Here is a 17,956-nt window from a genome sequence, read left to right on the forward strand (position 1 = left end):
ATAATTCCCCTCCGGCGGCCTTCTAGATCGGGCTAGAACGGTCCGTTACATGAATGCGTTGCTTGCCCCGGAACGATGGCGAGCGATGCTATGGTGATTTCAGCAGCGCCATCGGCCGCAAGGCCAAGAATGGCAGGTGCCTTGTTGCCAAGACAGGCAAGCGCAATCGTGGCCCGGCGGCGGCCCTTGCCCACTGCCAGTTCGATGGTGTCGGTTATGTCCAGCGTGCCGCTGTCACTGATCAGCGAGAGCGAACTGCCCGGCCTCTCGGCGGCGATATATTCGATGGCGATCGCTGCATTGGGGGGCAGCTGCGCCCCTTCCGCCAGCACCAATTCCAGGCGGGCCGGACCAGTCCAGCTGAGCAGGCGGGCATCTTCCTGTGCGTCCAGATCGACACCCGATGCGGTGAACGTGCCGCTGGCAGATGTGCCGCGCAACCGTGGCAGATCGCTGCTGGCCGCACCTGCCGATACTCGGGCCGTCACATTCTGGGCGAGACCCCGGTCGAAAAGTGCGATCCTGCCTGCCTGTGTGGCATTCAGGGCGCTGCACTGGGTCGCATAATTGCGCGCAGCAGGCGGACGGGCGTAGGAGCCGCCAAAGCCAAGCGGGAACAACAGATCGGATTGCGCCAGGCAGCCCGAAGGCCAGCCGAATGACAGTTTGCCGGTGAAATCATGCCGCGCAGCTCCATCGGCGGTGCCGATCAGCACATCGGCCACGCCCTGCCCCTCGCTGCCCGGCAACCATGCCGCCACAAAGGCATCCGCCTCCGCCAGCTCCCGGTTAACCCACAGCGGGCGGCCGGAAAGGAACACGGCGACCGTGGGTATGCCCGCGCGCTTGAAGCGGCGCAGCAGTCCCAGACCTTCCTCATCCCGGAAGGCGAGATCGGCCCTGTCGCCTTCGAATTCGGCATAGGGCTGTTCGCCAAACACCACGATTGCGGCATCGGCGCGGCCAGTGAATGTACCATCGCTGGCAAGGATGGCCTCACCCCCGCCCTCGCTCATGGCTGCGGCGATACCGTCATAGACGGAGGTTGCGCCCGGCAGATTGTCCTCGGTCAGCTCACCGCCGCCCTGCCAGGTGACCGTCCAGCCGCCCGACTGGCGCACCACGTCATCGGCAGCCGCGCCCGCCACCACGATGCGCGCGGAGGAGCGGATCGGCAGGACGCCGTCGTTCTCCAGCAGGACCAGCGATTTGCGAACGGCCTCGCGGGCGATTTCGCGGTGCTGGGGTGATCCGATGATATCCCAGTCGCCGCCCACGGCGCGCTCCGACGGGCGTGGCTTGGTGAACAGGCCATAGGCCATCTTCAGGCGCAACATGCGGCCAACGGCCTCGTCTATGCGCTCCATCGGAATGGTGCCGGCACGCGCCTGCTCCAGCAGGCTGTCATACAGATCGCGCCAGTCTTCGGGCACCATATAGACATCCAGTCCCGCCAGCAGCGCATCGGGGCAGTTGGAAGCCGTGCAGCCGGGCAATTGCCCATGGCCGTTCCAGTCACCCACGGTCAGCCCCTCAAAGCCATATTGATCGCGCAGCAGGCCTTTGAGCAGCGGCTCATTGCCGTGCATCTTGACGCCGTTGATGCTGGAAAAGGAGACCATGACCGTCTGCACACCGGCGGCGATGGCCGGGATATAGGGCGTGCCGTGCACGGCGATCAGTTCGTCCAGATCACCTGCGGCATCGCCCTGATCCAGCCCGTTGGTGCCGCCATCGGCAAAGAAGTGCTTGGCCGTGGCGATAACGTGGCGCTCATCCAGAAAGCTGTCGCTGGCCGGATCGCCCTGCAGGCCGATAATGTTGGCCGCACCCAGCCGGGCGACCAGATCGGTATCTTCGGAGAAGCTCTCATAGGTCCGGCCCCAGCGATCATCGCGGGCAACCGCAATGGTGGGGGCAAAGGTCCAGTCGATGCCGGTCGCGGCGATTTCCGCAGCCGTGGCCTCGCCGATGCGGACCATCAGGTCCTCGTCACCCGCCGCGCCAAGGGCGATATTGTGCGGGAACAGCGTGGCACCGGGGATGTTGCTGTGACCGTGCACCGCATCGGTGGCCCACAAGGCCGGAATGGACGGCTCCTCCGCGCCCAGCGGAGCGCTCGACGCTTCCCACACTGCATCGGCCAGGTCCAGCCACAGGGGAGCGGCAGCCAGATCATCGCCGCCCGGCCCGCTGTTTCCGCCGTTCAGGATCATGCCGAAGCGGTATTGTTCGACATCCTCCATCGTGATGGTGGAGATGTCGGGCATGATCAGCTGGCCGATCTTGTGCTCCAGCGTCATCGCCTCGAGAATTTCCTCGACGCTCATCTCTGCCGGATTGGGGCCTTGCTCCAGCGGCGCCTGTGCACAGCCCGAAAGGCCCAGAACAAACGCGATTGCAAAGCCCATGCGGCGCTTTGTGGACATCATCCCCGAATTCTCTTTATTGCTTCTATGTGAACGTTCTCAATAACCCGCCCGGGTCATCTTCACAAGGGGGTAGCGAAAGCTATTTTGGACGGGGAAGCGCCACCAGCAGCAGGCCTGCCACAACAGCCAGCGCCGTCAGCAGGACAAACAGGCCCGAAAAGCCGAACAAGGGCACCATCGCCAGCGTGAGGCCGGGCATGATGAGCGAGGGCACCGTGTTGGTCAGGTTGAAGATGCCCAGGTCCCGCCCGCGGTGTTCGGGCCTGGGCAGCACGCGCAATGTCTGGGCCGAATGGAGCGCCAGGAAGATCGCCGAGGCGATACCGAACAACACATAGCCGGCAATCGCCAGCACCAGATCCTGAGCTGCGGCCATGGTCAGCAGGCCGACGGCGGACAGCGCTGCCCCCACCACCAGCGGCAAATTGGGCCGGTTGTGCCGGTCCACCCAGCGCCCGCACAGCAGGGAAAACGGCACGGAGACCAGCAGCACCAGCCCAAATACGCGGGCCACGTCATTGTCGCCAAAGCCGGGGGAGATGGAGCGGAACCAGAAGTACAGATACGCAAACAGGGCGGCTTCGGATATCTGCATCAGCAGGCGGGCGATCCACATGCGGATGGCAGGTGTCAGTGCCGCCCAGTCTCTCGCCTTGCGCGGTGTTTGGTCGATGGCGGAAGGCTGGTTGAGTTCGGGGAAGCGGCGCGGCGCCCCCATTATCAACACGGGCGAGACACAGCCCACCACCATGGCGGCAACCAGCATCAGCCGCACGTCATCGGACGCCATTCCCGGATGGGTGACGACCACGCCCGCCAGTGCACCCAATGCCGGAGAGAAGGACAACAAGCCGCCAAGCAGGCCCTTCTGCCGGTCAGGAACGCAATCGCCGGCCCATGCGGTCAAAGGCGCAAGCATCATGTTGAGGCACAATTGCCAGACCACGATCACCGCGATCAGTCCGGTCAGGTCCTGTACCTGCGTGACGCACAGCAGCAGGGCGCAGGACAGGACCATGCCGCACGCAATCCATCCGCGCCGGTTGCCGGTGATATCGCTGAGCCAGCCGAAGCCGATATTGGAAAGGCTGGATGCTATGGCGCCGAAAAAGGCGACATAGGCCAGCCAGGCAATGTCCTGCGCCCCGGCAAGATCGGCAACCCGGACAGGCAGCAGCACGGTGAGGAAGGGAACATAGGCAGTGGCCCCGCCGGCAGCGGCCAGGGCATAGAGCAACATGAAGCGGGTCGATTGGCGCGTGTCCCGGCCAGCGTTATTCATATCGGCTCTGGTCGCCCGGGGCGGCAACCGATTTGCGCTCCACCAGACTTCCCGCGATGTTGACCGGCCCATCCGGTGCAGCTTCGCCGTTCTTGGCCTCTATGATCAGTTCCACCGCGCGCGACACGGTTTGCGCAATCGGCTGGTCGATAGCGGTCAGCGGCGGCTGGATGAAGCGCACCACGGGCGTGTTGTCGAAGCTGATCAGCGAGAGATCGGACGGGACGCGCAAGCCCATCTCCGCCGCCACGGCGCGGGTCGCCAGCGCCATCTGGTCGTTACTGGCGATGATTGCCGTTGGCCGGGCAGACTTGCCCAGCAGTTCGCGCGCCGCCTTCACCCCGGACTGATAGCTGAAGTCCCCCTGTGCCAGCAGACCTTCGACCGGCAAACCGGCGTCTTCCATTTCCTGTCGCCAGCCGTCCACCCGCCAGGCGCTGAGGCTGTATTCGGGCGAGCCGGCAATAAAGCCGATGCGCTTGTGGCCCTTGTCGATCAGGTGCCGTGTGGCCAGCCGGGCCGATCCTTCATCGTCCATCGTCAGGGCCAGGCCAGGCCCTCCGCCCTTTGAACCGATGCGCGCGAACGGAATATTCTGCCGTTCCAGCAGGCCGATGATCAGCGGGTTGTCCGAATGCGGCGGGGTGAGGATCACACCGTCAGGCAGCAGGGCGGCGATGGCATTGCCCAGTTCGCGCTCGACATGATCGTTATGCGTGTCGACCAGTTCGAAAATCAGGCGATAGCCGTGCTCTGCGCATTTGAGCATTCCGCCCAGCAGCATCTGGTCCACCCAGTCGCTGCCTTCGCGTGCGCGCCAGTCCTTGATCGTCCGCTCACGGTCATTCAGCGCCAGGATCAGGTAGGACCGCGATCCGCTCATGCGCTGGGCGGCGATCGAGGGCACATAGCCCAGCTTGTCGATCGAGGCCTGCACCCGCTGCTGCATTTCCGGGCGGACATTGGGTTCATTATTGATGACGCGGCTGACCGTTTGCAGGGAGACCCCCGCATCAGCTGCAACATGTTTGATGGTGACCGCCTGCCGACGCCTTGCCACGGCCTTAGCTCCCCTCGATGGCGCAGGTATCCGGACTAGCCGGATCGGAACCGCATTGCCAGACGCGAACCCAGTCTATTTCCATGGCCTTGGGGAAATTTTCCCGGGACACGCCGCCCAGACCGCGCCGTTCGGGCAGTCCGCCACCGATGGCCAGGTTCAGGATCAGGTGGAAACGCTGGTCAAAGGGGGCACCGGGTTCGTCCGATGAGGTGGTGAACCATTCGCGCGCATCCCGTGTGGCATAGACCTCGCCATCCACTGTCCAGGTGAACTGCCCGCGGCTCCATACCACGCCGAACGTGTGGAAACCTTCCAGCACCTGCGGATAATGAATCTCGGTGCTGGCCAGCTCATTGTCCGGCCAGGCGCCGCCAAAATGCAGCGTCCCCAGAATCGTGTCTTCGCGGCCCGTGGGACATTGCGGGCACGCCACGCCCAGATTGACCGCTTCCAGAATGTCGATCTCTCCCGACCGTGCCCAGCCCCCATACAGGTCGTCTTCGGGAAGCATCCAGATGGCCGGCCAGGTGCCCTGACCCTGCGGCAGGCGGGCGCGTATCTCGATCTTGCCATAGAGCCACGATGCATTGCCGCGCGTGGTCAGCCTGGCGGAGGTGAAGGGCCTGGTGGCAGTTACATCGGGATCGGCAACGTCGCCGCGCATGTGGATGGGCCATGCCGGGCCGCTCGCCTGTTCGTCGCGGGCGGTGATGACCAGCCTGCCATCGCGGACCGCGGCATTGCGCGGATTATCGGTGTAGCACTGCTGTTCGTCATTGCCGCCGCCCCAGCAATCGACATCGAATGCCCATTTGCCTGTGTCGATCTGGCTACCCGCAAACTCATCGGACCACACGAGCTGCCACTGCGCGGTGGGTTCAGTCGCTGGCGCATTTTCACGGGCACCGGGGTCAGCGCCGACACTTGCGCAGCCCGTCAGGCCCAGCAGGCAGGCGCCAAGTGCGGACATCGAAATACAGCGCCTGATCATCATGTCCCGCTATCCGGTTCGTTTGTATTCTGCCTGACTATCACGAAAAACAGGCTCTTGCCGAAGCAAGAGCCCGTTCCCGTCCAACCCCGGGGGAGAGAGCTTCGTCAGAGAGCGAAGCGCGCGAGGAAGGTGAAGCGGCGGTCATTGCGGAATGCCGAACGCGTCACGCGCGTCCCGTCAAAATCAATGACCTGCGAAGTGCGGGTGACGGCATCGAGCAGGTTCACACCCTGAACGCCGACCTTGATGCCTTCCGACACCTCATAGAAGATCGAGGCATCGAGCTGGCCGGTCGATTCCTGCCAGATCGGCGAATAAGGCCAGATGTCATCACGCGGCGTAATCAGGAAGTCCGACCGCCAGTTATAGGCAGCACGGGCAGACAGCGGTCCCTTCTCGTAGAAGATCGTCGCATTGAAAGTATGCTCGGAAATTCCGGCCAGCGGCTGGAGCGAGACGAATGTGCCCCCGCCCAGCGTGCCGCCGGTATCGCTGTCGAGATTGGCCGGTGAGAAGTTGCCGCCATCGACATAGGTATAGGTGAACTGCGAACCCAGCCCGCTGAGCAGTCCCGGCAGGAAGTCATAGGTCTGCTGATAGGTCATTTCAAAGCCGGTCAGCTTGCCGCCCTGATCATTGGCCGGTCCGTTGACCTCCACATCCAGGGACACGCCGCTGTCGCTGGTATAGTTCACCAGGGTGGCACCCGTGTTCACAAATCCGCTGATGTCCTTGAGGAAGGCGGAAAAGGTCAGCGAACCCAGGGCATCGAAGTACCATTCGGCCGAGATGTCATAGTTCCACGATTCGACCGGACGAAGATTGCGGTTGCCGGTGGACAGCTGGAACAGCGGCCCGGTTTCCAGCGTACCGCCAGCCAGCAGATCATTGGTGTTGTCACCAAGTCCGCCGCCAGCGCGGAACAGTTGCAGATCCGGGCGGGCGATGTTCTTGGAAACCGCAGCACGGAACAGCAGGCCACCGCCCACGTCGAGCTTGGCATTGAAGCTTGGCAGCCAGTGTTCGAAGGTGATGTTGCGATCATCCACCAGGATTTCGCCCGTGTGCGCAGCGGCAAATTCGGCCAGACGCTCAGGCGAAAGCTCGCAATAGCCGCGCGCCGCGCCGCCAGGGGCAGGCAGTGTACAGGCTTGCTGGATTTCAGAGACCTGCACCACGCCATCGCCATCGCCGCCCGGTCCGCTGTCAAAGAAGAACGGGTTGGGGAAGCCGATCAGGCCGCCGGTTTTCACCTTGGTCCTGACATAGCGCATGCCGAAATTGCCCTCCAGCGTCATGCCGCTGTCGAAATCATGGCCAAAATCGATCCGGCCATAGGCGGCATTGGTCACTTCGGTAACGTCGGAGATCTCGGACGGGCAGAAGGGATCGCAGGCCACCGTTTCGCCGCTCACGGCATTGGTGAACTGGCGACCCTGCACCCCGAAGAAGGGGTTGGGCGTAACCGAGAAGGCGTTGATTTCCTGCGCCTGTGCAAGTGTATCACCGGCCAGATATTCGCCCAGCAGATCGTCACCGCCGAAGAACCATGCCGAATTGTCCGCGATTGGTGCGGGAGAAGTGCCGCGCTGGAAGCCGTCGGCAAACGGATTGCGGGTCTGCGAGTAGTTGGGGAAGTCGTCGGTGAAGGCACCGCCACCCGTGGCGAATTCCTGTCCGTCCAGGCCGGTATAGAGTCGGCCAGGCTCGAACGTACAATCCGCACCGGTCGAGGTCTGGCCCCACGGGGCGCAGCCGGCGCGGCCAGCCCAAGGCGCGGACAGGTTGCCCCAGGTGCTGAAATCGGTGTTGCGCGTCGTGCGCGTGCGGTCCGACCAGCGCGCGCCGAAGCGTGCCGCCTTGAAGAAACCATCGTCGCTCAGGTCATATTCCGCATCGAAGCGCAGGCTGTCGAGCTGGCCGTCATTCTGCTCGGCGCTGTCGAGCACGAACCAGTAATAGGAATAATCGCCGCTGGTGAAATAATCGTCCGGAGCGCCGGTGGGCTTGAGGAACTGCACCTGCGGAGTTCCGCGCGAGGTATCCAGGGCAATATCGGCCCAGGTATTCATCGCGCCGATGATGGAATCGCGCGACAGGTTGGAACTGATGTGCTGGGCTTCGAAGTTGAAGCGCAGGCGATCGGTCGCCTCGAAGTCGAGATCGAGCGACACGTCTTCCGTGTTGGCCTTGGTGGCGCGCTGGAAGCGCACCGTCTCGGTGCGAATGCCGCCGAACGGGCTGGCATAGCCGCCAAAGTTGCTCAGCGTCAGGACGCCGGTCTGGAATATCCCGTTTTCGTCGAACGTCCAGGTGCTGCCCGGAGCTTGCTCAGGCGTCTCGCCATCATTGTTGACCTGCGCCAGTATCGCGTTTTCGTCAGTGAAGAACTGCGTTTCAGCGCGCAGATATTCCACCGTTGCCAGGAAGCGGCCATCGTTGCTTTCCCACTGGGCCACGCCCGAATAGGCCTGGCGGTCACGCTCCAGCTCGGTCGTGCGGACACCGGCACCCTTGGGCACAACCAATGAGCCAGAGGGCGGGAAGTTGCTCGCATCAAACTGCGGATCGCCATCGAAACCGCCGTCGATCACGGTCAGCGCGCGGATACAGCCATCGTCGCCGGTCAGGCCGGAGCGATAGCACGGATCGGTGATCTGCGAGGCGTCAGTGCGGCTGATCAGTTCCGACTGGGCATAGCCGAACTGCAGGCCGAAGGAGCCCGCTCCGGTTTCCCAGGTGTTGGACGCAAGCACGGAGAAGCCGGGCGACCATTTGTCTGCCAGATCGCCCACGGTTGCCTCTATCGTGCCGGCGATATTCAGGCCGGCATTGTCCAGCGGCCTGCGGGTCACCAGGTTGACCGTGCCGGCAATGCCGCCGTCGATCATGTCCGCCGTGACGTTCTTGAACACTTCCACGCGGCCCAGCAGTTCGGGCGACACGTCGTTGAAGCTGAGCACGCGGCCACCGGTGGCGGAGAAGATGTCACGGCCGTTCAGTTCGGAGCGAACGAAGGGCAGGCCGCGAATGATGACGCCCGTGCCCTCGACCGAGAAACGGTCAGGATCGGTGGTCTTCTCGAAACGGCCGATGTTGACGCCCGGTACGCGCTGCAACGCCTCGGCGACAGAGCGATCAGGCAAGGCGCCTATGTCTTCAGCTGAAATGACATCGACAAAAGTATCCGCATTACGCTTGATGCCCTGCGCGCTTTCCAGCGCGGCGCGGTAGCCGGTAACGACGATAAGATCACCGTCATCTGGTGCCGCTTCGGGCGCGGCAACCTCGGTTGCATCAGCCTGCGCATCGCCGACTTCCTGCGCGGCCGCATTTCCGGCGAGCACGAAGCTGAGGGCAATGGTGGACGCGGTTCCAAGCGCGCGAACGCGATTGGCCGACAGGTTATGGATCATGGACTTGCGCACGGTGATTATCCCCTCTCATGACCTGGCGCGTTATCGATTCGCGCTTTCCAAGTCGAAAATACGTGATTTGACCTTTTGATTGCAGTCTGGTTAGCGGCAATTGTGAGCGTTCACAACCATCAAAATGAACGTTCACAAATTTTGCCCGCGATGCTATCTGATTGTCGCAATATGGTAACACCATACGCGAAGCAGGCTGATTTACGGGCGCGATTTGTCCGCAGCTTCGTGGCATGAAGTTGATGCTGACAACGAATGGGAAATGGATAGATGACCGCACCAAAGGCAATCGAACGAATTGTAATCGTTGGCGGCGGGACGGCGGGATGGATGGCGGCCGCGGCCCTTTCGCGACTGAAGAATGGTCACAACATCGATATCGTCCTGATCGAATCCGAACAGATCGGCACGGTGGGCGTTGGCGAGGCGACCATTCCGCCATTCGTCGGTTTCAATCAGCTGCTTGAAATTGACGAGCGGGAGATGCTCGCCGCAACGCAAGGCACGTTCAAGGTGGGCATCCAGTTCGTCAACTGGGGCAAGCAGGGCGACAGCTACATCCATCCGTTCGGCAATTATGGCTATGAGATGGGCGGCATTTCGTTCCATCAGGTGTGGCACCGTTTCCGCCAGGATGGGGACAGACGCCCGATCCAGGCGTTCAACCTGGAAACCATGGCCGCCCATTTCGGCAAGTTCGCACGCACACAGGATTATCAGCGCGATGACCTTCCGCCGATGAACTACGCCTATCATCTCGACGCCACGCGCTATGCCCGCTTCCTGCGGTCCTATGCCGAGGATCGCGGCATCATCCGGCGCGAAGGCAAGGTCTGCGATGTGACACTGGACGGCGAAACCGGCTTTGTCACCAGTGTCACGATGGATGACGGGCAGGCTGTTTCGGGCGACCTGTTCATCGATTGCTCCGGCTTTCGCGGCCTGCTGATCGAACAGGCGCTCAAGACCGGATATGAAGACTGGTCCCATTACCTGCCCTGCAATCGCGCCGTGGCCTTGCCCTGCATGCGCGAAGACGGCAGCCCGCCCGCGCCCTATACAAGGGCCACCGCCCATTCCGCCGGCTGGCAGTGGCGCGTGCCGTTGCAGCATCGCAACGGCAACGGCCATGTCTATTGCAGCGAGTTCATGGGCGACGATGAAGCGCATGACATCCTGGTGAACAATCTGGACGGCAAGCCGGGTGCAGAGCCGAACTTCCTGCGCTTCGTCACCGGCCGCAGGAAGAAGTTCTGGAACAAGAATGTCGTCGCGCTGGGTCTGTCGGCAGGATTCATGGAGCCGCTCGAATCCACGTCCATCCACCTCATCAACACCGGGATCAACAAGCTAGTGGCAGTCCTGTCGCTGGACGGCATCACGCAGGCGCAGGAGGATGCCTTCAACCGCCTAACGGGCAAGGAATATAACGGCATCCGCGATTTCCTGATCCTGCATTACAAGGCCACATCGCGCGACGATTCCGAATTCTGGAATTACTGCCGGACGATGGATGTGCCCCCCAGCCTGACGGAAAAGATGCAGCTGTTCCGGTCGAACGGGCTGATCTTCAGGGAGGATGACGAGCTGTTCACCGAAACCAGCTGGGCTGCGGTGATGATGGGGCAGGGTATCGCCATGGCCGGACACAATCCCATAGCCGACGCAATGGCCGGTCCAGACCTGAAGCACGAATTTGACGAGATCGAACGGTCGATCGCCCACCTTGTCAAACACATGCCCAGCCACGCCCAGTATCTGCAGAAGTACTGCCCTGCGCCGCCTCTATGATCCGGGTTCTTGATCTGAACTCTTGATATGTCGGAGAGATCAATGCCCCGGAGCGGGAACCTGCGATTTCTGTTGCGCCGCAACACAAATGGCTGGACTACTGCTCCATGATCAAAGCAGCCCTGCATCACCTCACCCGCTATCGCTACAACCGTCCGATCCGATTGGGGCCGCAGGTCGTGCGCCTCAGGCCCGCGCCGCACAGCCGCACCGCTGTGCCCAATTATTCGCTCAAGATCAGTCCGCCCAACCATTTCCTCAACTGGCAGCAGGACCCGCACGGCAACTGGCAGGCGCGGATCGTCTTTCCGGAGCCTGTCGACCACTTCACCGTGGAGGTGGATCTGCTGGCCGAACTGGCGGTAATCAACCCGCTGGACTTCTTCATCGATCCCTATGCCGAAAGCGTGCCGTTCTCCTACGATCCCTCGCTGAGTGAGGATCTTTCGGCCTATTTCGGGGCCGAGCAGCACGGGCCGCTGTTTGATGCGCTGGTGGCGCAGTTCTCCGGCTGGAAAGGTCGCACGATCGATTTCCTGGTCACGCTGAACCAGGAACTGGCCAACCGCATTGGCTATGTCATCCGCATGGAGCCGGGCGTGCAGTCACCCGAAGAAACGCTGAGCCTGGGCACCGGATCGTGCCGGGACAGCGCCTGGCTGCAAATCCAGATATTGCGCCGGCTGGGCTATGCCGCGCGCTTCGTCTCCGGCTATCTGATCCAGATGAAGGCCGATGTGGAGGCTGTCGAAGGTCCCAGGGGGCCGGAAGAAGACTTCACCGATCTGCATGCCTGGACAGAGATCTATCTTCCCGGTGCCGGCTGGGTCGGGCTTGATGCGACATCGGGGCTGTTTGCCGGCGAAGGGCATATCCCGCTGGCCGCCACGCCCCATTTCAACACCGCCGCCCCCATCAGCGGCGCGGCAGAGCCGGCCGAGGTCGATTTCCACTTCGAGATGAGCATTGCCCGCATTGCCGAGGCCGTGCGCATCACCAAGCCGTTTACCCCGGCGCGCTGGCAGGCGCTGCTGGAACTGGGCCAGCAGGTCGATGCCGATCTTGTGGCGCAGGACGTTCGCCTGACCACAGGTGGTGAGCCGACCTTCATTGCCGACGATGATTTCGAAGCGCCGGAATGGAATGCCGATGCCGTGGGCCCGACCAAGGCGGCCTATGCCGACCGGCTGATCCGCAAGCTGCGCCAGCAATTTGCGCCCACTGCACTGCTGCATCACGGACAGGGCAAATGGTATCCCGGAGAGAGCCTGCCGCGCTGGGGCTATTCGCTGTACTGGCGCGCCGATGGCGTGCCGGTGTGGCGCGATCCCAGCCTGATTGCGGGTGAACCGATCGAGGGCGAGGCTGCACGCAAGCAGGATGAAGCGATCCAGGAAGGCGCGCTGCCGTTCCTGCAGGAAGTCGCCGACGGTTTCGGGCTGGATCAGGACTTCATCAATCCGGTGTTCGAAGACGCCGCCAGCTGGATCGTCAAGGAAGCCCAGCTGCCCGATAACACCAGCCCGGACGATCCCAAGATCGACGATCCGGAGGAACGCAGCCGCATCATGCGCACGTTCCAGCGCGGACTGTCCAGGCCGGTTGGCTATGTGCTGCCGATCCAGCGCTGGAACAGTGAACCCTCGCGCCAATCCCGCTGGAAGAGCGAAAAGTGGAAAGTGCGGCGCGGCGCGCTGTTCGCAGTGCCGGGAGACAGCGCGCTGGGATACCGCCTGCCGCTGGGATCGCTGCCCTATGTGCCGCCGTCCGACTATCCCTATATCCACCCGCGCGACACCGCCGAACCGCGTGAGCCGCTGGCCGATTACCGGGTGCAGGGTGTCGAACATGCCGACGCTGCCCCCGAAGCAAGGCCCGCACCGGCACAACGCAAGGAGCGCGTGGCCAGTGGCGGCGATGACCAGCAGGAGCGTTCGGAACAGAAGATCATCGAAGGCGCGGTCCGCACCGCGCTGACGATAGAGCCGCGCGGCGATCACCTGTCAGTGTTCATCCCGCCGGTGGAGGCGCTGGAAGACTATCTGGAAATCGTCGCCCGCATCGAAGCTGTGGCCGAGGCGCAGCGCATGCCGGTGCGCATCGAAGGCTATCCGCCGCCGCCCGATCCGCGCCTGCGGGTGATGAAGATCACCCCCGATCCCGGCGTGATCGAGGTGAACGTCCAGCCAGCGGCCAGCTGGGATGAAGCGGTGTTCATTACCGAAACGCTTTATACCGCCGCGCGCGAGTGCGGGCTGACCGCCGACAAGTTCATGGTGGACGGGCGGTCCATCGGGACGGGCGGTGGCAACCATCTGGTGCTGGGTGGACCAAGCCTGCTGGATTCGCCGTTCATCCGCCGGGCCGACCTGCTCAAGAGCTTTGTCCTCTACTGGCAGCGCCATCCCTCGCTCAGCTATCTGTTTTCGGGAATGTTCATCGGCCCGACCAGCCAGGCCCCGCGCATCGACGAGGCGCGCCATGACAGTATCTATGAGCTGGAAATCGCCCTGGCGCAGGTCCCCTCGCGCGATGAGGAGGATCAGCGCCCGTGGCTGGTCGACCGGCTGTTCCGCAACCTGCTGGTGGACGTGACCGGCAATACCCACCGCACCGAAATCTGCATCGACAAGCTGTTTTCGCCAGACGGCCCGACCGGGCGGCTGGGACTGGTCGAATTCCGCGGGTTCGAGATGCCGCCAGACCCGCAGATGTCGCTGGCGCAGCAATTGCTGCTGCGGGCGCTGACAGCATGGTTCTGGCGTGAGCCGCAGGATGGCGGACTGGTGCGCTGGGGCACGGCGCTGCACGATCGTTTCCTGTTGCCGCACCCGGTATGGGCGGATTTCATGACCGTGCTGGAGGACCTGCGCGGGGCCGGATACGACTTCGATCCCAACTGGTTCGAAGCGCAGCGCCAGTTCCGCTTCCCGGTCCACGGCGAAGTGGAAGGCGGCGGCGTCACGCTGGAAATCAGCCACGCGCTGGAACCGTGGAACGTGCTGGGCGAGACCGGCGCGATCGGCGGCACGGTGCGCTATGTCGACAGTTCGACAGAGCGCTTGCAGGTGCGGGCCAAGGGCCTCACCCCCGGTCGCCACATCATCGCCTGCAACGGACGGCGGGTGCCGATGACGGCCACCGGCGTGCCGGGTGAAGGCGTTGGCGGGGTGCGTTACAAGGCATGGGCCACGGCCAATTGCCTGCATCCCACGATGAAGGCGCACGCCCCGCTGACGTTCGACATTCTCGACAGCTGGAACGGGCGGTCGCTGGGCGGATGCGTCTATCATGTGGCACATCCGGGCGGGCGGTCGTATGATGATGTCCCGGTCAACAGCTATGAAGCTGAATCGCGGCGCAAGGCGCGGTTTCAGGATCATGGCCATTCCCCCGGAACCGTTGCCATGCCGCCCGAAGAATTGCCTGGAGAATTTCCCATGACTCTTGACCTGCGACGCCCGGCGCGTGCCGGATCATAAGCGCAATGGAAAAAACTGCCGTGACAAGGGGTGATCCCACCCCTGACAATGCCCTTGGCGCCTATGCGCCCAGTTCGCAGCGCGGCGATCTTTATGCAGGCGCCCAGCCCAACGTCGCGGCCAAATGGGAAACCACTGCACGTCGCCTGCTGTCGCTTTCACAAGGGGCGCACGGCAATATTCAGGAACAGGTGGCGCGTGAAAGCCAGGAACTGGGCCTCACCTTCCGCCTGATCGGCGATGAGGATGAGCGTCCCTGGCCGCTCAGCCCCATGCCCTTGCTGATTGGTACGGAAGAATGGGATCAGGTCGCCCAGGGTTTGATCCAGCGCGCCAGCCTGCTGGAAAGCATCGTGGCCGATATCTACGGGCCGCAAAGGCTGGTGGCAGAAGGCCATCTGCCCGCCGCCGTGATCTCGGGCAGTTCGCAGTTCGTCCCCAAGATGGTGGGCATCAAGCCCAGCGGCGGCCATTACCTGCACGTTTACGCCGCCGATCTGGCACGCGGCCCCAATGGCGAATGGCGGGTGCTGGCAGACCGCACGCGCTTTGCCACCGGGATCGGCTATGCGCTGGAAAACCGGCTCGCCCTGTCGCGCAGCACCGGTTCGCTATTGTCGGATATCAACACCCGCAGGCATGCCGGTTTCTATGGCGATCTGCGGCGCGGGATTGCTGCTGACAACCACCGAGATGAACCGCGCATCGCCCTGCTGACCGCCGGGCCTTACAACCAGAGCTATCCCGAACAGGCGCATCTGGCGCGTTATCTGGGCCTGCCGCTGGTCGAAGGGCGGGACCTGACGGTCATCAGCGATCAGCTGTTCGTGCGCACCATTGCCGGGCCAAAGCGCATCGATGCCATCTGGCGCTGGATCAACGCCCGGCAAATCGATCCGCTGGCTTTCGATTCCCATTCGCAGATCGGCATTCCCGACCTGTTTCAGGCGTGGTCGAATGGCGGGCTGACGGTGGCCAACTGGCCCGGTGTCGGCGTGGTCGAATCGCATGCATTCTCCGCCTTCATGCCCCGGCTGGCAACCAAGCTGCTGGGATCGCCGCTCAAGCTGCCCAATGTCGCCACATGGTGGTGCGGGCAGGAGACCGAGGCCAGCACGGTCAAGGCGCGGTTCGAGGATCTGGTGATCAGTTCCGCCTTCGGAGGCCATGTCAAAGGCCTTCCGGCAGGCCGGACGCGCGCCGGTGCGCAGTTCAGCGAGGCGGAGAAGGACACGTTGCTGGCCGCCATGCAACTGCGCCCGATTGATTATTGCGGGCAGGAGATCGTCCACCTTTCCACCAGCCCGGTGCTGGTCGATGACCAGTTCGTCCCCCGCCCCTTCACGCTGCGTGCCTTTGTCGCCCGCGATGGAGACGGCAACTGGCAGGTGATGCCCGGCGGCTTTGCCCGGCTGTCATCATCTGGTGATCTGCGCACGTCATTGATGGGCGATGGAGACCTGTCCGCTGATGTGTGCGTTGTCGATGATGTTCCGATCCAGCAGGAAAGCCTGCTGGGTGCCGGCGAATCCCCGCCGATCCTGCGCAGCGGCGGCATTCTGGCCAGTCAGGCGGCAGACAATCTGTTCTGGTTCAGCCGCTATGCCGAGCGCGCGGAGATGACCGTCCGCGTCATCCGCAGCCTGGCCGGCAGCCCGATCGATGTGGATGGCGGCGCGGGCAGAGGCCCCGACACCATCGCAAGGCTGGTCGATATCCTCGTCCAGTGGGGCGCGATCAAGGCAGAGCAGGCCAGGTCTCCGGTCATCAGGATTTGCGGCAGCGCATTCGCAGAAAAAGGATCGCCGGGCGGGGTTGCCGCGCTGATCGGTCGGACGCGCGAGATCGGTCGCGGACTGCGCGATCGCATGTCGACCGATTTCTGGCGCGTTGCCAATCGGCCAGTGCCTTCGTTCGACGCGGATCACTCCGAATCGCTGCTCAACGCATCGAACATGCTGATTGAACGGCTGAGCACGCTTTCTGGTCTTACTGCCGAGAACATGGTGCGAAGCCCTGCATGGCGCTTTCTGGAGCTTGGCAGGCGGCTTGAACGCGCGCTCAATTGCTGCCGCCTGACCCGCCAGTTCGCCTTCGGGGACAGCAGGGTGGATGATCTGGGCGCGCTGCTGGATCTGTGTGACAGCCAGATCGTCTATCGCACGCGCTATCTTACCGGGCCGATGCAGGTGCCGGTTATCGATCTGGTACTGCTGGACCCGAACAATCCGCGCTCGCTGCTGTTTCAGCTGAACCATATTGAGGAGCACCTCGCCAATCTGCCGCTGCTGGTGGAGGATGGCGTGCCGGAACGGCCACTGCGCGAAACCCGCGCCATGCTGGCCGATCTCCTCAGCCTTGAGGCTGCGGGCGTGACTGAAGAGGCCGTGCAGGAAGTTGAAGTGCGCCTGCTGTCTCTGTCGGAAGCGCTCTCGCAGCGCTATTTCCTGCAAGTGGAGCGGCCTGATCGCAACACGCAGGGCAGTCTGCTGGGATGATTTTCCGCGTCCTGCATGTGACCGATATCCGCTATGCCGCACTGGTGCGGCTGGCCCGCTTCAACGTTCGGCTGGAACCCACCGCCTGGGCGGGCCAGCGCCTGTTCGACTATCGCCTCACCGTTACGCCCCACGCCAATTCCGTGGTCAGCGCGCATGGGCCTTACGTCGTCAATTCCAGTCGCCTGCTTCTGAGCGAGCCGATTTCCTCGCTGCGGATTGAGAGCGCCTTCTCGATCGAGGTTGCGCCGCGGGTGCTGGATCTGACCGTGCCCTGCCCCAGCGTGGCTGAGATCCGCCGCGCGGGCTGGCGCAGCCGCGATCTGTCGGAATCCGGGCCTGCGCTCTATCTGTTCAATTCCCCGATTGTGAAGATCGATGCGGAGATCGGTGACTGGGCGCATTCCTTCCTGAACCCGGCGGACAGCGTGCTGCAGGCGGGCAAGCTGCTGATGCACGCCATCTACTCGCAGTTTTCCTATGACAGCGATGCCACCAAGACGGAGACTCCGCCGAAGGAGGCATTCCGCCAGCGGCGCGGCGTATGCCAGGATTTCGCCCACATCATGATCGCGGCGCTGCGGTCCCACGGCATTCCGGCAGGCTATGTCAGCGGCTATCTGCGAACCATCCCGCCACCGGGCCGCGAGCGTCTGGTGGGCTGCGATGCGATGCACGCCTGGGTCAACATCTGGTGCGGAGAGGAACTGGGCTGGGTCGGCTTTGACCCGACCAATGATCTGGTGGTCGGCGGCGATCATATCATCGTGGCGATGGGCCGCGATTATGCTGATGTCGCGCCGGTGGACGGGGTGTTTCACGGCAACGCCGGCCAGACCCTGCAGGTTTCCGTGGACGTGCTGCCGATCGAATCGTCCGTTACGTCCATCGATTGACGTTCCGAAAGCGCGGATCACTTCACCGGCGGCGGCGCTGGCATGATGCCGTTTTGCCGGGATTGAAGGCAACTCCACCCACTCGCAGGT

At 63.1% G+C, this 17,956-nt stretch carries 9 protein-coding genes; 4 read left to right on the forward strand and 5 right to left on the reverse strand.

From position 1 onward, the window contains the following. Positions 1-32: 32 nt before the first annotated feature. From ABDZ98_RS00175 to ABDZ98_RS00195, 5 genes are all read right to left on the reverse strand, one after another. Positions 33-2,432: a glycoside hydrolase family 3 protein gene (locus ABDZ98_RS00175; protein ID WP_237437448.1), complete on the reverse strand. Its 2,400-nt coding sequence runs from the start codon at positions 2,430-2,432 to the stop codon at positions 33-35. A 79-nt stretch (positions 2,433-2,511) separates the two neighbouring features. Further along, a complete protein-coding gene (locus ABDZ98_RS00180) occupies positions 2,512-3,714 on the reverse strand; it encodes an MFS transporter (RefSeq protein WP_160590971.1) in 1,203 nt (400 codons plus the stop codon). Next, entirely contained in the window at positions 3,707-4,774 is a 1,068-nt protein-coding gene (locus ABDZ98_RS00185) for a substrate-binding domain-containing protein (protein ID WP_160590969.1), read from the reverse strand. The genes ABDZ98_RS00180 and ABDZ98_RS00185 overlap by 8 nt, the downstream gene beginning before the upstream one ends. A 4-nt stretch (positions 4,775-4,778) precedes the next feature. Further along, entirely contained in the window at positions 4,779-5,747 is a 969-nt protein-coding gene (locus tag ABDZ98_RS00190) for a glycoside hydrolase family 16 protein (protein ID WP_160590967.1), read from the reverse strand. Between the two features lie 128 nt (positions 5,748-5,875). Continuing rightward, positions 5,876-9,187: a TonB-dependent receptor gene (locus tag ABDZ98_RS00195; protein ID WP_160591143.1), complete on the reverse strand. Its 3,312-nt coding sequence runs from the start codon at positions 9,185-9,187 to the stop codon at positions 5,876-5,878. A gap of 282 nt (positions 9,188-9,469) precedes the next feature. Between ABDZ98_RS00195 and ABDZ98_RS00200 the strand changes: the two genes are divergently transcribed. The 4 genes from ABDZ98_RS00200 (at position 9,470) to ABDZ98_RS00215 (ending at position 17,866) form a co-directional block, all read left to right on the forward strand. After that, a complete protein-coding gene (locus ABDZ98_RS00200) occupies positions 9,470-10,990 on the forward strand; it encodes a tryptophan halogenase family protein (RefSeq protein WP_160590965.1) in 1,521 nt (506 codons plus the stop codon). Between the two features lie 107 nt (positions 10,991-11,097). Next, positions 11,098-14,472 carry a transglutaminase family protein gene (locus ABDZ98_RS00205; protein ID WP_160590963.1) on the forward strand — a complete coding sequence of 1,125 codons (3,375 nt, stop codon included), beginning with the start codon at positions 11,098-11,100 and terminating at the stop codon, positions 14,470-14,472. Between the two features lie 5 nt (positions 14,473-14,477). Beyond that, entirely contained in the window at positions 14,478-16,970 is a 2,493-nt protein-coding gene (locus tag ABDZ98_RS00210; protein WP_160590961.1) for a circularly permuted type 2 ATP-grasp protein, read from the forward strand. Continuing rightward, entirely contained in the window at positions 16,967-17,866 is a 900-nt protein-coding gene (locus ABDZ98_RS00215; RefSeq protein ID WP_160590959.1) for a transglutaminase family protein, read from the forward strand. The genes ABDZ98_RS00210 and ABDZ98_RS00215 overlap by 4 nt, the downstream gene beginning before the upstream one ends. Positions 17,867-17,956: the final 90 nt, after the last annotated feature.

Source organism: Alteraurantiacibacter aestuarii, assembly GCF_039523595.1.
Classification (GTDB): Bacteria; Pseudomonadota; Alphaproteobacteria; order Sphingomonadales; family Sphingomonadaceae; genus Alteraurantiacibacter; species Alteraurantiacibacter aestuarii.